This window comes from Streptomyces sp. SID5910 (genome assembly GCF_009862125.1).
GTDB lineage: Bacteria > Actinomycetota > Actinomycetes > Streptomycetales > Streptomycetaceae > Streptomyces.
Window position 1 is genome coordinate 1 of the sequence record NZ_WWHX01000058.1, and the last position, 20,926, is coordinate 20,926.

General features: G+C 69.4%; 16 protein-coding genes and 1 tRNA gene. 9 read left to right on the top strand and 8 right to left on the bottom strand.

Annotated elements, in window-relative coordinates; genetic code table 11:
- The 6 genes from GTW67_RS02070 to GTW67_RS02095 form a co-directional block, all read left to right on the top strand.
- The coding region (locus GTW67_RS02070; protein WP_161163067.1) for a Tat pathway signal sequence domain protein at positions 1-533 on the top strand (533 nt) is incomplete at its 5' end.
- 287 nt (positions 534-820) lie between these two features.
- A complete protein-coding gene (locus GTW67_RS02075; RefSeq protein WP_161163068.1) occupies positions 821-2,062 on the top strand; it encodes an ABC transporter substrate-binding protein in 1,242 nt (413 codons plus the stop codon).
- A gap of 119 nt (positions 2,063-2,181) precedes the next feature.
- Positions 2,182-3,114 carry an ABC transporter permease subunit gene (locus GTW67_RS02080; RefSeq protein ID WP_161163069.1) on the top strand — a complete coding sequence of 311 codons (933 nt, stop codon included), beginning with the start codon at positions 2,182-2,184 and terminating at the stop codon, positions 3,112-3,114.
- A 5-nt stretch (positions 3,115-3,119) separates the two neighbouring features.
- Positions 3,120-4,946 (top strand): branched-chain amino acid ABC transporter permease, encoded by a 1,827-nt coding sequence (locus GTW67_RS02085; RefSeq protein WP_161163070.1) that lies wholly within the window; start codon positions 3,120-3,122, stop codon positions 4,944-4,946.
- A 5-nt stretch (positions 4,947-4,951) separates the two neighbouring features.
- Positions 4,952-5,869, top strand: a complete 918-nt coding sequence (locus GTW67_RS02090) for an ABC transporter ATP-binding protein (RefSeq protein WP_161163071.1) — start codon at positions 4,952-4,954, stop codon at positions 5,867-5,869.
- On the top strand, positions 5,866-6,582 hold the full coding sequence (locus GTW67_RS02095; protein WP_161163072.1) for an ABC transporter ATP-binding protein: 717 nt from the start codon (positions 5,866-5,868) through the stop codon (positions 6,580-6,582). Before GTW67_RS02090 ends, GTW67_RS02095 begins: the two co-directional genes overlap by 4 nt.
- Before the next feature lie 71 nt (positions 6,583-6,653).
- Here the strand turns inward: GTW67_RS02095 and GTW67_RS37395 are convergent, their stop codons facing one another.
- The 6 genes from GTW67_RS37395 to GTW67_RS02130 form a co-directional block, all read right to left on the bottom strand.
- Positions 6,654-7,550, bottom strand: coding sequence for a barstar family protein (locus GTW67_RS37395; RefSeq protein WP_237518608.1), 897 nt, complete (start codon positions 7,548-7,550; stop codon positions 6,654-6,656).
- A complete protein-coding gene (locus GTW67_RS02110) occupies positions 7,547-8,308 on the bottom strand; it encodes a hypothetical protein (protein ID WP_161163073.1) in 762 nt (253 codons plus the stop codon). The genes GTW67_RS37395 and GTW67_RS02110 overlap by 4 nt, the downstream gene beginning before the upstream one ends.
- A gap of 12 nt (positions 8,309-8,320) precedes the next feature.
- Complete coding sequence (locus tag GTW67_RS02115) at positions 8,321-13,090, bottom strand: putative T7SS-secreted protein (protein ID WP_161163074.1); 4,770 nt, start codon at positions 13,088-13,090, stop codon at positions 8,321-8,323.
- Between the two features lie 2 nt (positions 13,091-13,092).
- On the bottom strand, positions 13,093-13,746 hold the full coding sequence (locus GTW67_RS02120) for a hypothetical protein (RefSeq protein ID WP_161163075.1): 654 nt from the start codon (positions 13,744-13,746) through the stop codon (positions 13,093-13,095).
- Positions 13,743-14,150, bottom strand: coding sequence for a hypothetical protein (locus GTW67_RS02125; protein WP_161163076.1), 408 nt, complete (start codon positions 14,148-14,150; stop codon positions 13,743-13,745). Before GTW67_RS02125 ends, GTW67_RS02120 begins: the two co-directional genes overlap by 4 nt.
- Positions 14,151-14,318: 168 nt before the next feature.
- The gene (locus tag GTW67_RS02130; RefSeq protein WP_161163077.1) at positions 14,319-14,975 is read right to left on the bottom strand and encodes a response regulator; all 657 of its coding nucleotides are present in this window, start codon (positions 14,973-14,975) and stop codon (positions 14,319-14,321) included.
- A gap of 103 nt (positions 14,976-15,078) precedes the next feature.
- On the opposite strand from GTW67_RS02130, the gene GTW67_RS02135 reads away from it, so the two are divergent.
- Together GTW67_RS02135 and GTW67_RS02140 are read left to right on the top strand one after the other, a co-directional pair.
- Positions 15,079-15,162: transfer RNA gene (locus tag GTW67_RS02135), tRNA-Leu, on the top strand.
- Between the two features lie 82 nt (positions 15,163-15,244).
- A complete protein-coding gene (locus tag GTW67_RS02140; protein WP_161163086.1) occupies positions 15,245-16,033 on the top strand; it encodes a helix-turn-helix domain-containing protein in 789 nt (262 codons plus the stop codon).
- 4 nt (positions 16,034-16,037) lie between these two features.
- On the opposite strand, the gene pyk is transcribed toward GTW67_RS02140, so the two are convergent.
- Positions 16,038-17,474 (bottom strand): pyruvate kinase, encoded by a 1,437-nt coding sequence (gene pyk, locus GTW67_RS02145; RefSeq protein ID WP_161163078.1) that lies wholly within the window; start codon positions 17,472-17,474, stop codon positions 16,038-16,040.
- A gap of 213 nt (positions 17,475-17,687) precedes the next feature.
- On the opposite strand from pyk, the gene GTW67_RS02150 reads away from it, so the two are divergent.
- Positions 17,688-19,502: a bifunctional metallophosphatase/5'-nucleotidase gene (locus tag GTW67_RS02150; protein WP_161163079.1), complete on the top strand. Its 1,815-nt coding sequence runs from the start codon at positions 17,688-17,690 to the stop codon at positions 19,500-19,502.
- A 21-nt stretch (positions 19,503-19,523) separates the two neighbouring features.
- Here the strand turns inward: GTW67_RS02150 and GTW67_RS02155 are convergent, their stop codons facing one another.
- Positions 19,524-20,921 carry a lysine N(6)-hydroxylase/L-ornithine N(5)-oxygenase family protein gene (locus tag GTW67_RS02155; protein WP_161163080.1) on the bottom strand — a complete coding sequence of 466 codons (1,398 nt, stop codon included), beginning with the start codon at positions 20,919-20,921 and terminating at the stop codon, positions 19,524-19,526.
- Between the last annotated feature and the right edge of the window lie 5 nt (positions 20,922-20,926).

Sequence of the window (20,926 nt, forward strand, 5' to 3'; positions counted from 1 at the left end):
GGCCGCGCGGACACCTCGCCCGGTGGTACGGGCGCCACCGGCGGGCCGTCCACGCGGCGATCGCGGCCCTCGTCGTCCTGGCCGCCGGCGGCTACCTCCACGCGCACCGGACGCAGCAGCGGCCGCCCGCTCCGGCGCCCTTCCCGTCCCAAGCCGTCGACCTGGTCTACCTCGACCCGGTGACCGGCCCCGAGACCGATCCGACCAGCGACTTCAGCTTCGCGGTGCTGCTGAGCGTGCGGTCCGGACCGCCCGTCACGGTGACCCGGGTGACCCAGCCCTACGCCGGTCTTTCGGCGGCCTCGGCGCCCGCGGCACCTTTCCAGACAAAGTCGCATTCCGCCCTCAAGATCATCGTCACTCTGCGGGTGACGGAATGCGAAAAAGCACCACGGAACCCCGGACTCCCTTTCCTGGATGTAACGCTGCGTAATACGCGCGCAATACAGGAGCACAGTTTCATCCTCGGGTCACGCTATGCGCGGCACCTCTCCGAGGCCCTGGAGGTCGCCTGCGGCGACCATTCTGAGTAATCACCAAAACGCCTTACACACCTGAACCCGCCCGGCCGGTCCTGCGGGTTCTCAGCATGCGGACAGAGCAAATCGGCCTGAATTCCGCCGTTCTTCCCAGCCAGTACCGCTCTGCATTACCCCGTGTCATAACAAGAGCGTCACAGCCTGAGTCAGACCCTCCTCCACGTTCCCCACACACGCTTAGAGTCACGGCCAGTCACCGCGCCGTCGGATTGTCACTTCGGCCCAGCGCTCGACTCGGCCGTCTCCACGGGGAAACGGCTGTGCCAGGGAAAGGACTGATCGTGCGTCAACGTTCGCTCATCGCCATCACCGCCGCTCTGGCGGCGGGAGCGCTCACCCTCACCGCCTGCGGCTCGCGCGACGACGACGGCGGCTCCGACTCCGGGAACGGCGGCAGCGGTGGTGGCACCACCGTCGTCATCGGTGTCGACGCCCCGCTGACCGGCGACCTGTCCGCGCTCGGCCTCGGCATCAAGAACTCGGTGGACCTCGCGGCCAAGACCGCCAACAAGCAGAAGACCGTCGACGGCGTCACCTTCAAGGTCGAGGCGCTCGACGACCAGGGCCAGCCCTCCGTGGGCCAGCAGAACGCCACCAAGTTCGTCGCCGACAAGGACGTCCTCGGCGTCGTCGGCCCGCTGAACTCCTCCGTCGGCGAGTCGATGCAGAAGGTCTTCGACACCGCCAAGCTGGTCGAGGTCTCCCCGGCCAACACCAACCCGTCGCTCACCCAGGGCGTGGACTGGCAGACCAAGAAGGTCCGGGCCTACAAGTCGTACTTCCGCACCGCGACCACGGACGCCGTCCAGGGCCCGTTCGCCGCGCAGTACGTCTACAACGACTCCAAGAAGAAGAAGGTCTTCGTCATCGACGACAAGAAGACCTACGGCGCCGGCCTCGCCGGCACCTTCACCGAGGAGTTCAAGAAGCTCGGCGGCCAGGTGGTCGGCACCGAGCACATCAACCCGGACACCAAGGACTTCAACGCGGTCGCCACCAAGGTCAAGAACTCCGGCGCCGACGTCGTCTACTACGGCGGTGAATACCCGCAGGCCGGTCCGCTGAGCAAGCAGATCAAGGAAGCCGGCGCCAAGATCCCGGTGGTCGGCGGTGACGGCATCTACAGCGCCGACTTCATCAAGCTCGCCGGCGCCAGCGGCACCGGTGACCTCGCGACCTCCGTCGGCGCGCCGGTCGAGGAACTCCCCTCCGCGAAGGAGTTCGTCGCCAACTACAAGGCCGAGGGCTACAAGGAGGCCTACGAGGCGTACGGCGGCTACTCCTACGACTCCGCCTGGGCGATCATCGAGGCCGTCAAGAAGGTCGTCGCCGACAACGGCGGGAAGCTCCCCGACGACGCCCGCGCCAAGGTCGTGGACGCCATGCAGAACGTCTCCTTCGACGGTGTGACCGGCAAGGTCTCCTTCGACGAGTTCGGTGACGCCACCAACAAGCAGCTCACCGTGTACGCCGTCGAGAACGGTGCGTGGAAGGCCGTGAAGTCCGGCACCTACACCGGCTGACCCACCCCGCACCACACCACTGCCCACGAGCCGCGCGGGGCGCTGTTCCACAGGCGCCCCGCGCGCACTCGCATCCGGGCCACATCCGTCGAACATCCGAAAGTCTCGGAGGACATGCGGTGAACGAACTGCCGCAGCAGCTGGTCAACGGCCTGCTACTGGGATCCATGTACGGGCTGATCGCCATCGGCTACACAATGGTCTACGGCATTGTCCAGCTCATCAACTTCGCCCACGGCGAGATCTTCATGGTCGGAGCCTTCGGGGCGCTCACGGTCCACCTGTACGTCCTGCCCGACGGCACCAGCATGTGGATCGCCCTCCCGCTGATGCTGCTCGGTGCCGTGGTGGTCTCCGTCGCCGTCGCGATCGGGGCGGAACGGTTCGCCTACCGTCCGCTGCGCGGCGCTCCCCGCCTCGCCCCGCTGATCACCGCCATCGGCCTCTCCCTCGCCCTCCAGCAGGCGGTGTGGGCGCTGTACCCGAACGCCAAGTCGAAGCTGCCCTTCCCTCAGATCGAGGGCGGCCCCTTCCACCTCGGCAGCGCCACCCTCCAGACCGGCGACATCTTCCTGCTCGTCGCCGCTCCGGTCAGCATGGCCATCCTCGCCTTCTTCGTGATGCGCACCCGCACCGGACGGGGCATGCAGGCCACCGCGCAGGACCCGGACACGGCCAAGCTGATGGGCATCAACACGGACCGCATCATCGTGGTCGCGTTCGCCCTCGGTGCCGTCTTCGCCGCCGTCGGAGCGGTCGCCAACGGCCTCAAGTACGGCCAGATCGACTTCAAGATGGGCTTCATCCTCGGTCTGAAGGCCTTCACCGCCGCCGTGCTCGGCGGCATCGGCAACATCTACGGCGCCATGATCGGCGGCGTCGTCCTCGGCGTCGCGGAGACCCTGGCCACCGCCTACATCGCCGACATCCCCGGCCTGGACAAGTTCGGCAGCCAGTCCTGGGCCGACGTCTGGGCGTTCATCCTCCTCATCCTCGTGCTGCTGTTCCGGCCCCAGGGCCTGCTCGGCGAACGCGTTGCGGACAGGGCGTGACACCGATGACCACACAGACCACCGCTTCGAAGACCGCGGACGCCCCCACCACGGGTGCCGACACCGGCCTCATCGGGATACCCCCGCACCTCGGACGTGCCCTCGCCACCGGCGGCGGCGTCCTCACCGTCCTGTCCACGTTCCTCGCCTGGACCTGGACCGCCGAGTTCCCCGGCGACCTCACCGTCTACGGCTACCCGGGCGGCCTCCAGGTCCTGGTGCTGATCGGCGGCGCCCTCACCGCCCTGCTCGGTCTGGCCTCGTACGGCGTCAAGGGCCTGGGCTGGCTCGCCCCCGCGGGCGCCGACGCCGGCCTCAAGCTCGCCGCGCTCGCCGCCTTCGCGACCGCCTGGTACACGGTCGTCGCGATCAGCACCCAGCTCGGCGGCGTGGTGAACCTGGAGCCCGGCGGCTACGTCGTGGCGGCCGCCACCCTGATCGCCCTGCTCGGCTCGCTCGCCCTGCCGTTCCAGCGGCCCGAGCCGGACCCGGTCGACCCCGACGACACCGGCTGGGAGCAGTTCAAGCACTCCGCCGCGCAGAACTGGCAGACCGTGCGGGCCGCCTTCGCGTCCGGCACCCCGCGCCCCGGGCGCGCGCTGCCCTCCTACGCCGAGATCCTGATCATCGTCGCCGTCCTCGCCGTCGCCCTGCTCGTCTTCACCTACGGCATCGGCACCGAGTACGACGAGCTGTTCGTCGGCTTCCTGATCATGGCCGGCCTCGGATTCGCGGCCCTCAACAAGTCGGGCCTGATCGGCCGGGTCACGCAGATCACCGCCCGGCACCAGAACATCACCGTCTGCGGCGCCTTCGTCGCGGCGGCCTGCTTCCCCTTCACGCAGACCGACGACCAGTACGCGACCCTCGGCGTGTACATCCTGATCTTCGCCACGGTCGCCCTCGGCCTGAACATCGTCGTCGGCCTCGCCGGCCTGCTCGACCTCGGCTACGTCGCCTTCCTCGGCGTCGGCGCCTACGCCGCCGCGCTGGTCTCCGGCTCACCCAGCTCGCCCTTCGGCGTGCACTTCCCCTTCTGGGCGGCCGTACTCGTCGGCGCCGCCGCCTCCCTGGTCTTCGGCGTCCTCATCGGCGCCCCGACCCTGCGGCTGCGCGGCGACTACCTCGCCATCGTCACCCTGGGCTTCGGTGAGATCTTCCGGATCGCCGCCAACAACACGGACGGCACGTCGGGCCCGGACCTCACCAACGGCTCCAACGGCGTCTCGTCCATCCCGGACCTGAAGATCCTCGGCTGGGACCTCGGCATCCAGCACGACATCGCCGGCTTCACCATCGGCCGGTTCGCCAACTACTTCTTCCTGATGCTGGTCATCACGGCCGTCGTCGTCCTCGTCTTCCGGCGCAGCGGCGACTCCCGCATCGGCCGGGCCTGGGTCGCCATCCGCGAGGACGAGACCGCCGCGCTCGCCATGGGCATCAACGGCTTCCGCGTCAAGCTCATCGCGTTCGCCGTCGGCGCCACCCTCGCCGGTCTCGCCGGCACCGTGCAGGCGCACGTCACCTACACCGTCACCCCCGAGCAGTACCTCTTCGCCGGCACCACCCCGCCCAACTCGGCCTTCCTGCTCGCCGCGGTCGTCCTCGGCGGCATGGGCACCATCGCCGGTCCGCTCATCGGCGCCGCACTGCTCTTCCTGATCCCCAACAAGCTCCAGTTCCTCGGCGACTACCAGCTCCTCGCCTTCGGACTCGCACTCGTGCTGCTGATGCGCTTCCGCCCCGAGGGCCTCATCCCCAACCGGCGCCGCCAGCTGGAGTTCCACGAAGAGGCCGACGCGCCCGCAGTCCTGAGCAAGACAGGGGCCTGACCACCATGACCACCGACACCACCACCAAGGACACCACCCCGGGCGCCCCGGCCCCCGGCATCCCCGTCCTCGACGCACGCGGCGTCACCATGCGCTTCGGCGGACTCACCGCCGTGCGCGGCGTCGACCTCACCGTCAACAGCGGCGAGATCGTCGGTCTCATCGGCCCCAACGGCGCCGGCAAGACCACCTTCTTCAACTGCCTGACCGGCCTGTACATCCCGACCGAGGGCGAGGTCCGCTACAAGGACAAGGTCCTGCCGCCCAAGTCCTTCAAGGTCACCGCCGCCGGCATCGCCCGCACCTTCCAGAACATCCGGCTGTTCTCCAACATGACGGTCCTGGAGAACGTCCTCGTCGGCCGCCACACCCGCACCAAGGAAGGCTTCTGGTCCGCCGTGCTGCGCGGCCCCGGCTTCCACAAGGCGGAGGCGGCCTCCCGCGAACGCGCCATGGAGCTCCTGGAGTTCGTGGGTCTGGCCGCCAAGGCGGACCACCTCGCCCGCAACCTCCCCTACGGCGAGCAGCGCAAGCTGGAGATCGCCCGCGCTCTCGCCAGCGAACCGGGTCTGCTGCTCCTGGACGAGCCCACGGCCGGCATGAACCCGCAGGAGACCCGGGCCACCGAGGAACTCGTCTTCGCCATCCGCGACAAGGGCATCGCCGTTCTCGTCATCGAGCACGACATGCGCTTCATCTTCAATCTGTGCGACCGCGTCGCCGTCCTCGTCCAGGGCGAGAAACTGGTCGAGGGCGACAGCGCCACCGTCCAGGGCGACGAACGCGTCGTCGCCGCCTACCTCGGCGAACCCCTGGAGAACGACCCCGGCGCGGCGGAAGCCGCCGAGGTCGAGGCCGCCGAGGAGGCCGCCCAGGCCGACACCACCACGGACACCTCGGCCGGCAAGGAGAACGACCGATGACCGCACTGCTCGAGGTCGAGGACCTCCGCGTCGCCTACGGCAAGATCGAGGCCGTCAAGGGCATCTCGTTCAAGGTCGACGCGGGCGAGGTGGTCACCCTCATCGGCACCAACGGCGCCGGCAAGACCACCACCCTGCGCACCCTGTCGGGTCTCCTCAAGCCGGTCGGCGGGCAGATCAAGTTCGGCGGCAAGTCGCTCAAGAAGGTCCCCGCCCACCAGATCGTCTCCCTCGGGCTGGCCCACTCCCCCGAGGGCCGGCACATCTTTCCCCGGATGACGATCGAGGACAACCTCCGCCTCGGCGCGTTCCTCCGCGACGACAAGCCGGGCATCGAGAAGGACATCCAGCGCGCCTACGACCTGTTCCCCATCCTCGGGGAGCGCCGCAAGCAGGCCGCGGGCACCCTGTCCGGCGGTGAGCAGCAGATGCTCGCCATGGGCCGCGCCCTGATGTCCCAGCCGAAGCTGCTCATGCTGGACGAGCCCTCCATGGGTCTCTCCCCGATCATGATGCAGAAGATCATGACCACGATCGCCGAGCTGAAGTCGCAGGGCACCACCATCCTGCTGGTCGAGCAGAACGCCCAGGCGGCGCTGTCCCTGGCCGACCACGGCCACGTCATGGAGGTCGGCAACATCGTCCTGTCCGGCACCGGCCAGGCCCTCCTCCACGACGAGTCGGTCCGCAAGGCGTACCTCGGCGAGGACTGAGCCGGGCAGCATTCAGCACGAAAAGACCGCCACCCGCATGCGGGTGGCGGTCTTGCGCCGCTTCAGCTCCTTCACGGAGCGTCGGGCGGGCACACCAGGACGACCTGGAAGGTGATTTTCCCCTGCCCCGGAATCTCGGGCTTGCCCGCCCAGAACTTCACGGCGTCGTCCAGGGCGCGGAAGAGGATCACACGCTCTTCGGCACTTTCGCAGAGCACGGCGTCGGCGTCGTCGATGGTGACGAGGAAATGCTCGGCACGGATCCAGTGCAGATCGGTCAGGCAGTCCCGCAACGCGTTCCAGTTCCAGCCGAAGTAGTCCGGGAGGCGCAGCGCCTCGTAGAACTGAGTGAACACCCCGTCGGAGTCGCGCATTTCCTTCCCGTGCATCCGGGCCGAGTAGATCAGCCCGGTGGGAGGCAGGGCGCTCACGGCGGGAAGCGAGGAGTCGTCCGGGACCACGCGGACCACCGCCTCGTGCCGTTCCCACCAGGCGGCGTCGTTCAAGGGTCGCATGTCACCGTAGCGCCCGCGCATTTCCGGAAGACATCCAGCAGTTCCGTGCCGTGTGCCTTCACTGCATCGCAGCCGCGTTCTGCCGGAGAACCACTGCTCCGGCTCCGCCGCACGTCGCTTCAGATCCTCCGCCTCCGCGTCCCAGGCGGGGCCGAAGCACAGCAGGTCGGCGGCGGCCTCGCGCAACAGCTCCGGGTCGTCCGGACGCTGGAGGCAGGCGAGCCGGTAGGCCAGGTTGCGGGCCCACGGCGGCAGCGCCGTCCAGTCCTCGGCGAGGACCTCCCGCAGCATCCCCCGGATCTCGTCCGCACTCGCGAACGTCACCGTCTCGACGAACTTCCGGACGGCGTCCCGGACCTCCCGGCTCTCGGCACCGGCCCCGTCCAGAGCCCTGCCCAGGGCCCTGGCAGCGGAGGCCGGGCCGCGTACGCCTGATCCGTCGCCCGGTGTCATCGGTCCCCGTAGTCCTCCAGCAGGGAGCCGATCAGCGCGAGCAGCGCTTCGGCCCGGTGCCGGTCCTCGCGCTGAGCGCGCAGCGCCTGATCCGCCGCCCGCAACCGGGCCACCGCGGCCGGAACGCGGTCCTTGACCGCGTCGAGCAACGGCGTGGTGACGATGTCCAGGCACTCGGTGAACAGCCGCCGGGTGGCCGGGTCGGGCGGAGCCGGGTCGGGAGCGGCGAAGCCGGTGGTCAGATACCGCACGGGGTCGGCCAGGCTCCAGCCGACCACGGCGCCGTGCTGGACCAGCAGCGCCACATCGGCGGCGATGCCGATGCGTGCCTCCAGCGGCTCGTCGAGGACGTCGAGATCTCGCAGGCAGGTCAGCACGGTGTCCTGGGGGCCACGACAGATCTCGGAGGTCACCTCGAAGCTGAAGTCCCCGGCCTCGTCCGCGCGAAGACCGCCGGGGTCGGCGGAAGGCGCGGCAGGAACGCGGGCACAGTCCTCACTGCCGGCGGCCTCGACACCGGGGACCTGGAATTCCGCACCGACCAGTTCCCGGCTCATCGGGTCGAACCGGAGCTCGTCGGGCGTGTCCCAGAGCCAGTCCTGGCTGCCGAAGGTGTCCAGCAGGAACTGCTCGTGCTCCTTCGCGTCCGCGTACGCTCCCACGCGCACGCGTTGATCCGCGAAATCGAACCGCGGGACGGAGCGCAGGGGTTCGCCCGCCACCGTCGCGGTCCATTCGTCGCCGAGAGTGAGTCTCATCTGGTTGCCGCCTCATCGGATCTGTACGGCCGGAGCCAAGTAGCCGTTCTTCGACGGGATCCTGCCTTCCACGACGTCGGCATGGGTAATCGCCCCACCTGGATCCGTGGGCGACCCCCCGAGCGCCTTCACACCGGACTCGCCCTTGATGCCCGACGGTCCATAGGCCGTGATGGCGTTGCCCGCTCCGGCGCCGCCTCCCTTCGCCACCACGATGTCCTCACCCTGCCGGAAGATCAGGTTCCCGCTGTTCGCCGTCGAGTGGTACACCGCGTCGGGATGCTTGAGGATCTCCAGTACCCGCTCGTCGCTGAAGCCGTGCCTGGTGTCCCCGTGGTAGTCACCGCCCTTCTTCCACTTGCCCTCCTGCGCCCTCTTGATGACCTCGTCCGTGGTCTTGAGGGCGTCCTCCCTGGCCTTCTGTGCCTTCTCCTCCTTCGTGTACTTGGGCATGAGACCCAGCGGGTCGCACCCCCCGTACGGGTTGTCCACGTAGCCGAGCGGGTTCGGCGCGGGGGCGAGACCCAGTGGGTCCGGGGAGGTGTAGCGGCCGGTCTCGGGGTCGTAGTGGCGGAAGCAGTTGTAGTGGAAGCCGGTCTCGGGGTCGTAGTACTGACCGGGGAAGCGCAGCGGGGTGTAGGTGCTGCTGTCCCGGGACCAGGCCGTGGTGCCCCACAGCGTGCTGCGCGTGCGCCAGGCCACGGCGCCCGTCTCGTCGACGAGTTCGGTGGGCGTGCCGATCAGATCGGTGGCGATGGCGAAGAAACGGCGGTCGACCTCCTCCTGGCGGTCGTCGGCCGTGAGGATGCGCTCGGTCTGCGTCAGGGGAACGACGTCCCGGTGGTCCCAGGTCAGCGCGACCGTGTTCGAGGCGTCCGGCAGATGGGTGGTCTGCTCGCACAGGGTCATTCCGTCCCAGGTGAAACGGATCTCCTCGGCCACGCTCTCGCCGTCGGCCGCCAGACGCTGCTTGGCGGTGCGGCGGCCGAGCGGGTCGTAGCGGTACCGCCACCGGGTCCCGTCGGGGGTGGTCACGGAGGTGAGACGGTTCTCCGTGTCCCACTCGTAGCGCCAGGTGTCCGGCTTACGGGACAGGCGGGTCTTCTGCCGCAGGGTGACCCGGCCCAAGGCGTCGTGCTCGAAGCGGACGTTCCCGGCCCGGACGATGCCGGTGCCGTCGTATGCGCGCGTCCCGGTGGCCTCACTGCCCGGATGCCGGTCCGGCCAGGACGCGGACGTCTGGTTGCCCGCGTCGTCGTAGGCGTACCGCTCGGTCCAGCCAGGGGCGTGGACGGCGGTGACCCGGCCCAGGGGGTCCAGATCGAACGTACGGGTGCCGGACAGGCCGTCCGCGATGGAGAGCAGATGCCCGTCGGCACGGTAGGCGTAGGCGCGGCTGTTCACCGCCCGGGCGCCGGCGGTGATGTGCTGCGCGGTCAGCCTGCCGGCCTCGTCCCAGGCCGACGTCATGGTGATCGCGTCCCCGAAGACGCGGGCCAGCTCACGGCCGGCGGTGTCGTGGGCGAAGTCCACCCGCCGGCCCCCCGTGGTCAACCGCTCGGGAAGCCCGTTGGAGTCGTAGGCGTAAGACGTCACATGACCGGTGGGCGTCGTCCGGCGAACACGCCGGCCCAGGTCGTCGTACGAGTAGACCAGCGGGCGGCCGTCCACCAGTTCCGCCTTGACCTGCCCACGTCGGTCGTACTGCCAGCGCAGCTCGCTCTCCGGCCCGACCGCCTCCAGAAGACGGCCCGTCCGGTCGTACGCATAAGCAGTGACCCGGCCGTCGACACTCTTGCGGATCACCTGGCCGAGCAGGTCACGCTCGAACGAGATGACCCCGCCGAGTGCGTCGACCCGCTCGGCGAGCCGGTCCGCGGCGTCCACGCGATAGGTCAGGGTGCGCCCGTCGAAGTCGGTCTCGGACACGATGTTGCCCACTGCGTCGTAGGCGTAGGACCAGGCCAGACCCCCCGGACCGATGACCCGGGTGAGACGGAGGTCGTCATCGTGCTCGAACTCGTAGCGGCCGCCGTCGGGCCTGGTGGTGGCGAGTGGCAGGTCGAAGTGGGTGTACGCGTACCTCGAGACACCGCCGGAGGCGTCGGTGTGGGTCAGGCAGTTGCCCTCGCCGTCATAGGTCCATTCCTCCGTGTCACCGCCCGGGCCGGTACGGCGGGCGAGCAGGCCGTCGGCGTTCCATTCGAGCCGCGTGACCCCACCCGTCTGGTCGGTGACACGTACCGGGCGTCCCAGCCCGTCCCGCTCGGTGCGGACGGTCGCGCCGGACGGGTCGGTCACCGCCACGGTCAGCCCCGCCGCGTTGCACACCACACGGGACGTGTGCCCGAGGGCATCGGTGACCGACGTCAGCCGTCCCGCGCTGTCATACGTCGAATGCGTGGTGCGACCGACCGGATCGGTGAGCTCCGTGCGGTTGCCGCGCTCGTCGTACGCGTACGCGGTGCGGGCGCCGTCCGGGCCCACGACCTCGACCGGCAGCCCGAACGTCCCCCGCTCCACACGCAGTTCGGAGCCGTCCGGACGGACGGCCGAGACCAGCCGTCCCTCCTCGTCGTACCGGAATGCGGTCGTGGCGCCCAGCGGATCGGTTCGGGACAGCAGATTGCCGCTCCGGTCATGGGCGAACCGTGTAGTGCGGCCGAGCGCATCGGTGGTGGCCACGATCCTGCAACCCGGGCCGATCAAGTGCCGGGTGGCCCGGCCGTCCGCCGTGGTCAGTGTCGTCGTGCGGTGGCCGGTCTCCAGGTGCGGGGCCGTGTACGCCAGGGTGATCTGGACGTGGCCCGCCTCGCCGCCCTCGGCGACGACACGGTCGCGGTCGTCGTACGTGTAGTCGTACCGGCTCCCGTTGGAGTCGATCCAGGCGGTCACGCGACGGCGGTCGTCGTACACGAACCTGGTCGTGGCGCCGGACGGCTTGGTGACGGCGGTGAGGTTGCCGTCCTCGTAGCCGTACGACATCAGAGGGAGGGCGATGCCGTCCTGCCCCACCAGGGACAGCCCCGTGATCCGGCCCTCCGCGCACGTCATCCGCACCTCGTGGCCCGCCGAGTGGACCAGCGCCAGCGGCAGGCCGTCCTCGGACCGGTCCACGTCCACGGAGTGACCGTTGCGTTCGGTGAGGCGGGACAGCCAGCAGGTGGCGTCACCGCCCGGTTCCGTGCCCGCCGGAGCGGCGAAGTGGCGCACCACGCCGCTGTCCCGGTCGGTGACCGTGTAGTCGCCGTCGGCGTCCCGCGCCAGCAGCGTCCGCGCCGTGCCCGTCTCCGGGCGGGTCGGCGCCCCGGGCACCGGGTGCGGGTACGTGACCAGCAGGCCGTCGGCCGTGACGTGGACGACCCCCACCGGATCCACGAGAACGCGCTCGTCGACCGTGGAGGACCACGACGGGCCCAGGAACCTGCCCGACGTGAGACCCGACTCCGTACGCCGCGTGAACGCCAGCGGCAGGATGCCCGGGACCACCACGTCCGTCTGCGGCAGGAACATCCGCCCCGAAGCGAGGTCCACCGGGTCCGTACCGTCCGTGACGCGCTCACCGTCTCGACGGTTGTGCGTACCGTCCGGCGCGTCGTCCACCAGCCGGCGCAGCCGCGCCGCGTCCGCCGCCTCCTCGGCGATCCGCACGCCCTTGACCGCCGCACCGCCACCCCCGGTCGCCGCCGTCAGCGCGAGGTCGGGGATCAGCCGGCCGAAGCCCTCCGCCGGGTCCTTCATGAAGTCGCCGACCATCTGCTTGCCCGTGCCGACCGGGTCGTTGGCCGCCACCACCAGCCCCGCCGCCAGACTGTTCAGCGACGTCGCGTACTCCGCCGGATGCGTGATGTTGTACGGATCCATCGGATTGACACCGCGGACGAAGTTCACGATCCCCGCGGTGCCCTTGATGATCCCGCCGCCGACGTGATCACCGATGATCTGCGCCTCCTGCACACCGTCGGCGAGCTGATCCGCGTACGACGGCTTCTTCGGCGCCTTGTCACGAGCCGCACGCACCGCACCGCGCGCCGTCTCCGCGGCGGAGTTGCGCTGCTTGCGCGCCTCCGCCAGCAGATCCTGCGCCTCCTGCATCAGCTTCTTGCCCGGATCGTCGAACGACGACGCCGGACGCGGCGGCAACGTCGACGGATCCCGCTTGTCCGCATCCTGCGCGTTGTACCGGTCCACGGCCTTGTTGAAGTCGTCGACCTTCTTCCGGTGGGCGTCCGCCGCCTCCTCCGAGGCCTTGACGCCCTCCTTCCACTTGTCGATCGCCGTCTGCGCCTGCCCCTGCGCCCACGTCACCGTCGTGGCGAACGCCTCCAGCGCCGCGGCCGCCTCCCCGCACGCGTCCGCGCCCGTGAACCACTTCGGCGGCTGGGACCCCACCACCGTCCGCAGCGTCCCGGCCGCCTTGCCCTTCAGCTCGGACGAGTCCAGGCCCTTCAGACCGTCACCCACACCGTCGAACGACGACTGGAACCCCCGCAACCGCTCGGCGGTCGACCGGATCTTCGACGCACTGCCGTAGACCAGCTTCGTCTTGTCCTCGGTCTGCCCGAGGTCCATCTCGTCGACCTCGGCACCCAGCCGGTTCGCCACCGAACGGGACTGCTCACGCACCCAGTCCGCACCGGACTCCCAGCCGACGTCGTCCAGCCGGTCCGCCGTCCAGTTGCCGGCGTCCTCGACCCGGTTGCCGACCCACTCGACACCGTCCTCGACGGCGTTCTCCACCGAGTCCGGAGTGATGTCGCTGATGAAACCGCCGATACCCACGCTCAGTTCCCCCCGGACTCACCCTGCTGTGCCTGCTGTGCGCGCTCCTGCGGCGACGGACCGAACGTGTCGTCCAACGCCTGGTCGAACTGCTCGTCCGAGATCCCGAGCGCCTGGTTCATCAGGTCCGCCCGGAACCCGCCCTCGCCCTCGGTCAGCACCGTGCGGCCGGTGTCCTTCCACGTCTGCGACATGTCCTGCCCCGCCCGCTCGAACGACTCCGGACTCCAGTCCGGGTCCAGATAGTCCGGCGTGAACACCTCACCCCAGCCCTGCTGGGTGATCTCCTCCTCCGACGCGTGCGGATTACCGCCCATCACCGAGTTCACCCCGACCTTCAGCGCGCCCTCGACGTACTGGTCGTGCTCCCACTGCGTGCCCGCGGCGAGCCCCAGACGGTTGGCGATCTCGCTAGCGTCGTGGACCAGGGCCCGCACACCCCACTCCCAGCGCTCGCAGAAGTCCTCGAAGTCCGTCGACAGACCGTGGTGCCCGGCCTCCATACCGGTCATCGCCAGCCCGGAGAAACCCTTGCCCATCACCGAGCCCGTGGAGTCACCGATCTCACCGAGCTGGTCGATCGTGCCGCCCAGCCCCTTGGTGAACTTCGCGACCGCCGCCTTGTCGAACTGAAGGTCCGGCCCGTCCCCGCTCACGCCCGCACCCCCTCACCCGCGTCCACGGCGGCCCCGTCCGGCACGATGCCCACGACCGGCGGGAAGAACATCGACCCGTCCTCCGTCGCGATGTCCACCGCCAGCCCCGCCGGCTCACCCAGCGACGGCACGACCTCGTCGACGATGCGGGCACCCAGCAGCTCCGCGTACTCCACCGGCCGGCCACCCGGCGCGTGCAGCAGGGCGAAACGCGCCAGCGCGGCCTCGTCGGTGAAGGCGCAGACCCAGCGCACCCCGCCCGAACGCGCGCTCCACAGACCGCCGTCGGCCAGCGGAACCAGCAGCACCGATCTCCGCATCTCGCCCACCAGCGCCCGCGGATCACCGACCCCCGCCCGCCGCTCGGCGATACGCCCGGCGAGCGCCGTCCCTGCCTGCTCCACAGCCCCTCCCCCGCTCCGGTGCCCGGCGTTCCGGTGCCTGGCGGCACCCTAGAGCAGGACGCGGCACCAGCGGCGGACGGTTCTGTGCAGGGACGGTGGGGAGAACACGACGAGGCCCGCGCCCCCTGCCGCACAGGGAACACGGGCCTCGCGAGAAGTGCTCGGGCGTCAGCCCTTGGCCGCCTTCTTCTCCTCGGCGTCCTGGATGACCGCCTCGGCCACCTGCTGCATCGACATCCGCCGGTCCATCGACGTCTTCTGGATCCACCGGAACGCGGCCGGCTCCGTCAGCCCGTACTGCGTCTGGAGCACCGACTTCGCCCTGTCCACCAGCTTGCGCGTCTCCAGCCGCTGCGAGAGGTCCGCGACCTCCTGCTCCAGCGCCTTCAGCTCCGTGAACCGCGAGACGGCCATCTCGATCGCCGGGACGACGTCGCTCTTGCTGAACGGCTTCACCAGATACGCCATCGCCCCGGCGTCCCGCGCCCGCTCCACGAGGTCGCGCTGCGAGAACGCGGTCAGCATCAGCACCGGCGCGATGCTCTCCTCGGCGATCTTCTCGGCCGCGGAGATGCCGTCCAGCTTGGGCATCTTGACGTCGAGGATCACGAGGTCGGGACGGTGCTCCCGGGCCAGCTCCACGGCCTGCTCCCCGTCACCGGCCTCACCGACGACGGAGTACCCCTCCTCCTCCAGCATCTCTTTGAGATCCAGCCGGATGAGCGCCTCGTCCTCGGCGATGACGACGCGGGTCGTCAGCGGAGGCACGTGCGACTTGTCGTCTTCGGGCACGTCAGCGGGCTGGGGCGACTCGGGGGCGGTCACGTGGGCGCTCCTTGTTCCGGGGCGGGCGGTACTGCTGCCATGAGCCTACCTAGCTGCGACGGATCGCAGTGAACCGGTACACTTCCGAGCGATCACCAATCTTGCCCGGTTGGAGGAACTGGTCAGACTCGCGGCACTCAAAATGCCGTGCCCTTTGGGCATGTGGGTTCGAATCCCACACCGGGCACATTTCCGAGCGGAGGCTCACGTTCTCGTGAACCTCCGCTTTTCGCTGCCCATGGCGCCCACTGGTGACGCACGGTGAACGTGTGAGTATCCACAGCACTGACGTACGACAGAAAGCCGTGGCTCTGCTGCGCGGCGGCGCGAGGAATGCGGAGGTGGCCCGGGCACTGACCGTGCCGATGGGCACGATCGGCTACTGGAAACACCTTGACCGCGCCGAGCGGGGCGAATGTCCGGGCAGACATGATCCACGCTGTCCCAGGTGTGACGGGCGGGAACTGGACGAAGGCGCCTACAGCTACCTGCTGGGCCTCTACCTGGGCGACGGCCACATCAGTCACTACTCCGAACACCGCGTGCCCAACCTCATGATCACCTGTGCCGACTCGTGGCCCGGACTCATCGACGACTGCGAGCGGGCCATGCGTGCGGTCTTTCCCGACAACGCCACCTGTCGGGTCCGCAAGACCGGCTGTCACAACGTGAAGGTCTACTCGAAGCACCTGCCGTGCCTCTTTCCCCAGCACGGCCCCGGCAAGAAGCACGATCGCCGGATCACCCTCCGTCCCTGGCAACAGGCGATCGTGGATGCGCACTCCTGGAGCTTCATCCGCGGTCTGATCCACTCCGACGGCTGCCGGATCATCAACTGGACCACCCGGCTCGTGGGCGGTGTCCGCAAGCGCTACGAGTACCCCCGGTACCTTTTCGCCAACAAGTCCGACGACATCCGGAAGCTCTTCACCGACGCCCTCGACACGGTCGGTGTCGAGTGGACGACCCTCGCGCGCGGCAGCGACCCCTTCAACATCTCCGTCGCCCGGAAAGCCTCCGTCGCTCTGATGGACGCGTACGTCGGCGGTAAATACTGAGCCGCTACTTCGGGCTGTCGTCCTCGCCGATGTGGTGGACTCGGACCAGGTTTGTCGTGCCCGAGACTCCCGGTGGGGAGCCGGCCGTGATGATCACCACGTCGCCCTTCTTGCAGCGGCCGTACTGCGTGAGGAGGTCGTCGACCTGGTCGACCATCGCGTCCGTACTGTCCACGTGCGGGCCCAGGAAGGTCTCCACGCCCCAGGTCAGGTTCAGCTGGGAGCGGGTCGCCGGTTCCGGGGTGAAGGCGAGGAGCGGGATGGGTGAGCGGTAGCGGGAGAGGCGACGGGCGGTGTCGCCCGACTGGGTGAACGCGACCAGGTACTTCGCGCCGAGGAAGTCGCCGATCTCCGCGGCCGCGCGGGCGACGGCGCCGCCGTGGGTGCGGGGCTTGTTGCGGTCGGTCAGCGGCGGCAGCCCCTTCGCGAGGATGTCCTCCTCGGCCGCCTCGACGATGCGGGCCATCGTGCGCACCGTGTCGGTCGCGTGCTTGCCGACGCTGGTCTCGCCGGAGAGCATCACCGCGTCCGTGCCGTCGATGACGGCGTTGGCCACGTCGGAGGCCTCCGCGCGGGTCGGACGGGCGTTGTCGATCATGGAGTCGAGCATCTGGGTGGCGACGATGACCGGCTTGGCGTTGCGCTTCGCCAGTTTGATGGCGCGCTTCTGGACGATCGGGACCTGTTCGAGGGGCATTTCGACGCCGAGGTCGCCCCGGGCGACCATGATGCCGTCGAAGGCGGCGACGATGTCCTCGATGTTCTCGACGGCCTGGGGTTTCTCGACCTTGGCGATGACGGGGAGGCGGCGGCCCTCCTCGTCCATGATGCGGTGGACGTCGAGGATGTCGCGTCCGCTGCGGACGAAGGAGAGGGCGACGACGTCGAAGCCGGCCCGCAGGGCCCAGCGCAGGTCGTCCTCGTCCTTCTTGGAGAGCGCGGGGACGGAGACGGCGACGCCGGGGAGGTTGAGGCCCTTGTGGTCGGAGACCATGCCGCCCTCGACGACCGTGGTGTGGACGCGGGGGCCGTCGACGCCGGTGACTTCGAGGCAGACCTTGCCGTCGTCGACGAGGACGCGTTCGCCGGGGGTGACGTCGTCGGCGAGGCCGGCGTAGGTGGTGCCGCAGCCGTGGCGGTCGCCGTCGACGCCCTCTTCGACGGTGATGGTGAAGGTGTCGCCGCGTTCAAGGAGTACGGGGCCTTCGGTGAAGTGGCCGAGCCGGATCTTCGGGCCCTGAAGGTCGGCGAGGGTGCCGACGCTGTGGCCGGTCTCGTCGGAGGCCTTTCGGACCCGGTGGTAGCGCTCTTCGTGCTCGGCGTGGGTGCCGTGACTGAAATTGAAGCGGGCGATGTCCATTCCGGCGTCGACCAGGCTCTTGATCTGGTCGTACGAGTCGGTGGCGGGCCCCAGTGTGCAGACGATCTTTGCTCGGCGCATGGGTCGAGCCTATGACCTACCGCCGGGTAGCGAATTGGCCACACATGACTACTCAACAACCTCTGAGTAAAGGGTCATTGACAAGTGTTGAATTGTGCGGCGGTTCGCTCCGATGAGCGTGAAATCCGGTTCTCACTCTTGACAGGCACCATGCTCAGGACAGAATCTACGCGCGTTGTTGATGATGTGACAGGCCACCGAGGAGAGTCAGCCATGCCGTTGAACCGCCGGAAGTTCCTGAGCAGGTCCGCCGTGACGGGGGCGGGGGTGGCGCTGGCCGGCGCGGCGGCGGCTCCGGCGGCCGAGGCGGCCTCCGCGCACCAGGGCAACCGTGGCCACAAGAAGCCGAAGCGGTACGCGCTGACGGTGCTCGGCACGACCGATCTGCACGGGCACGTCTTCAACTGGGACTACTTCAAGGACGCGGAGTACGCGGACGCCGAGGGCAACGCCCAGGGCCTGGCCCGTATCTCGACGCTGGTGAACCGGATCCGCGAGGAGCGGGGCCGGCACAACACGCTGCTGCTGGACGCGGGTGACACCATCCAGGGCACGCCGCTGACGTACTACTACGCGAAGGTGGACCCGATCACCGCCAAGGGCGGCCCGGTGCACCCGATGGCGCAGGCGATGAACGCGATCGGCTACGACGCGGTGGCGCTCGGCAACCACGAGTTCAACTACGGCATCGAGACGCTGCGGACGTTCGAGGAGCAGTGCGACTTCCCGCTGCTGGGTGCGAACGCGGTGGACGCGAAGACGCTGAAGCCGGCCTTCCCGCCGTACTTCATGAAGACGTTCCGGGTGAAGGGCGGCCCGCCGGTGAAGGTGGCGGTGCTGGGGCTGACGAACCCGGGCATCGCGATCTGGGACAAGGCGTACGTGCAGGGGAAGCTGGCGTTCCCGGGGCTGGAGGAGCAGGCGGCGAAGTGGGTGCCGAAGCTGCGTTCGATGGGCGCGGACGTGGTGGTGGTGTCGGCGCACTCGGGTTCGTCGGGGACGTCGTCCTACGGTGACCAGCTGCCGTACGTGGAGAACGCGGCGGCCAATGTGGCCCGGCTGGTGCCGGGCATCGACGCGATCCTCGTGGGGCACGCGCACGTGGAGATCCCGGAGCTGAAGGTCGTCAACGAGAAGACGGGGAAGACGGTCGTGCTGTCGGAGCCGCTGTGCTTCGCCGAGCGGCTCACCGTGTTCGACTTCGACCTGGTCTTCGAGCGCGGCCGTTGGCACGTGGAGTCGGTGCGGGCCTCGCTGCGCGACTCGAGCACGGTGGCGGACGACCCGCGGATCGGCAGGCTGCTGGCGGACGAGCACGCGAAGGTGGTGGCGTACGTCAACCAGGTCGTCGGGACGGCCACCGAGACGCTGACGACGGTGGAGGCGCGGTACAAGGACGCGCCGATCATCGACCTGATCACCAAGGTGCAGGAGGACGTGGTCCGTCAGGCGCTGGCGGGTACGGAGTACGCGTCGCTGCCGGTCCTCGCGCAGGCGTCGCCGTTCTCGCGGACGTCGGAGATCCCGGCCGGCGAGGTGACGATCCGGGACCTGTCGAGCCTGTACGTGTACGACAACACGCTGGTGGCGAAGCTGATGACGGGGGCGCAGCTGCGGGCGTACCTGGAGTTCTCGGCGGAGTACTACGTGCAGACGGCGGCGGGCGCGCCCGTGGACGTGGAGAAGCTGACGAACGCGAACGGCCGCCCGGACTACAACTACGACTACGTGTCGGGGCTGACGTACGAGATCGACGTCGCGCAGCCGGCCGGTTCGCGGATCAAGAACCTGGCCCACCAGGGTGCCCCGCTGGACGACGCGCAGCAGTTCGTGCTGGCGGTGAACAACTACCGGGCCAACGGCGGGGGTGCGTTCCCGCATGTGGCGTCGGCGAAGGAGCTGTGGTCGGAGTCGACGGAGATCCGGACGCGGATCGCCGAGTGGGTGACGGCGAAGGGTGTGCTGGACCCGAAGGACTTCGCGTCGGTGGACTGGTCGTTGACGCGGAACGGTACGCCGGTGTTCTGATGCGCTGAAGCGTTCGCGGCCTCAGATTCCGTCCGCCAGTGGGGTGAGTTCCCGGTACTGGCGTGCGGTCGGGATCTGGGGCCGTCGTGCGTGCAGGCCGAAGGTGGTGAACGCGGTCCGGGCCGGCAGCGGGTAGGGCTCGTCGCCGGTGAGGTCGTTGAGGATGGTGGCGCTGCGCCAGGCGGCGAGGCCGAGGTCGGGTGCGCCGACGCCGTGGGTGTGGGTCTCGGCGTTCTGCACGTAGACGTTGCCGGCGACGACGGGATCGAGGACGAGGCGGAAGTGCTCGTCGATGCGGGGGCGTTCGCGGTTGTCGCGGCGCATGTAGGGGTCGAGGCCGGCGAGGACGCGGTCGAGGGGACGTTCCTGGTAGCCGGTGGCGAGGACGACGGCGCCGGTGGTGAGGCGGGACCGGGTGTTCTGCTGGGCGTGTTCCAGGTGGAGTTCGATGCGGGTGCCGGCGATGCGGCCGGCGGTGCGGACGCGGACGCCGGGGGTGAGGACGGTGTCGGGCCAGCCGCCGTCGAGGGTGCGGCGGTAGAGCTCGTCGTGGATGTCGGCGCTGGTGTCGGCGTCGATGCCTTTGTGGAGCTGCCACTGGTCGGCGACGAGGCGGTCGCGGACGGCCTCGGGCAGGGTGTGGAAGTAGCGGGTGTGGTCGGGGGTGAAGTGCTCCAGGCCGAGCTTGGAGTACTCCATGGGGGCGAAGGCCTCGGTGCGGCCGAGCCAGTGGAGGCGTTCGCGGCCGGCGGGGCGGTGGCGGAGCAGGTCGAGGAAGATCTCCGCGCCGGACTGGCCGGTGCCGATGACGGTGATGTGGTCGGCGGCGAGCAGGGTGTCGCGGTGGGCCAGGTAGTCGGCGGAGTGGATCACGGGCACGCCGGGGGCGTCGACGAGGGGGCGCAGCGGGTCGGGGACGTGGGGTTCGGTGCCGATGCCGAGGACGACGTTGCGGGTGTGGGTGCGGCCGAGGGCTTCGGCTTCTCCGTCGGCGTCGAGCTGGGTGTAGTCGACCTCGAAGAGGGCCCGTTCGGGGTTCCAGCGCACGGCGTCGATCTGGTGGTGGAAGCGGAGGGCGGGGAGGTGTTCGGCGACCCAGCGGCAGTAGGCGTCGTACTCGGCGCGCTCGATGTGGAAGCGTTCGGCGAAGTAGAAGGGGAAGAGGCGTTCGCGGGCCCGTAGGTGGTTGAGGAAGGTCCAGGGGCTGGCCGGGTCGACGAGGGTGACGAGGTCGGCGAGGAAGGGGACCTGGATGCGGGCGCCGTCGATGAGCTGGCCGGGGTGCCAGTGGAAGGCGGGGCGCTGGTCGTAGAAGACGGCGTTCAGCGCGGTGAGGGGGTCGGCGAGTGCGGCGAGGGAGAGGTTGAAGGGGCCGATGCCGATGCCGACGAGGTCGCGGGGGGTGTCGGGGGTGTTCATCGCGG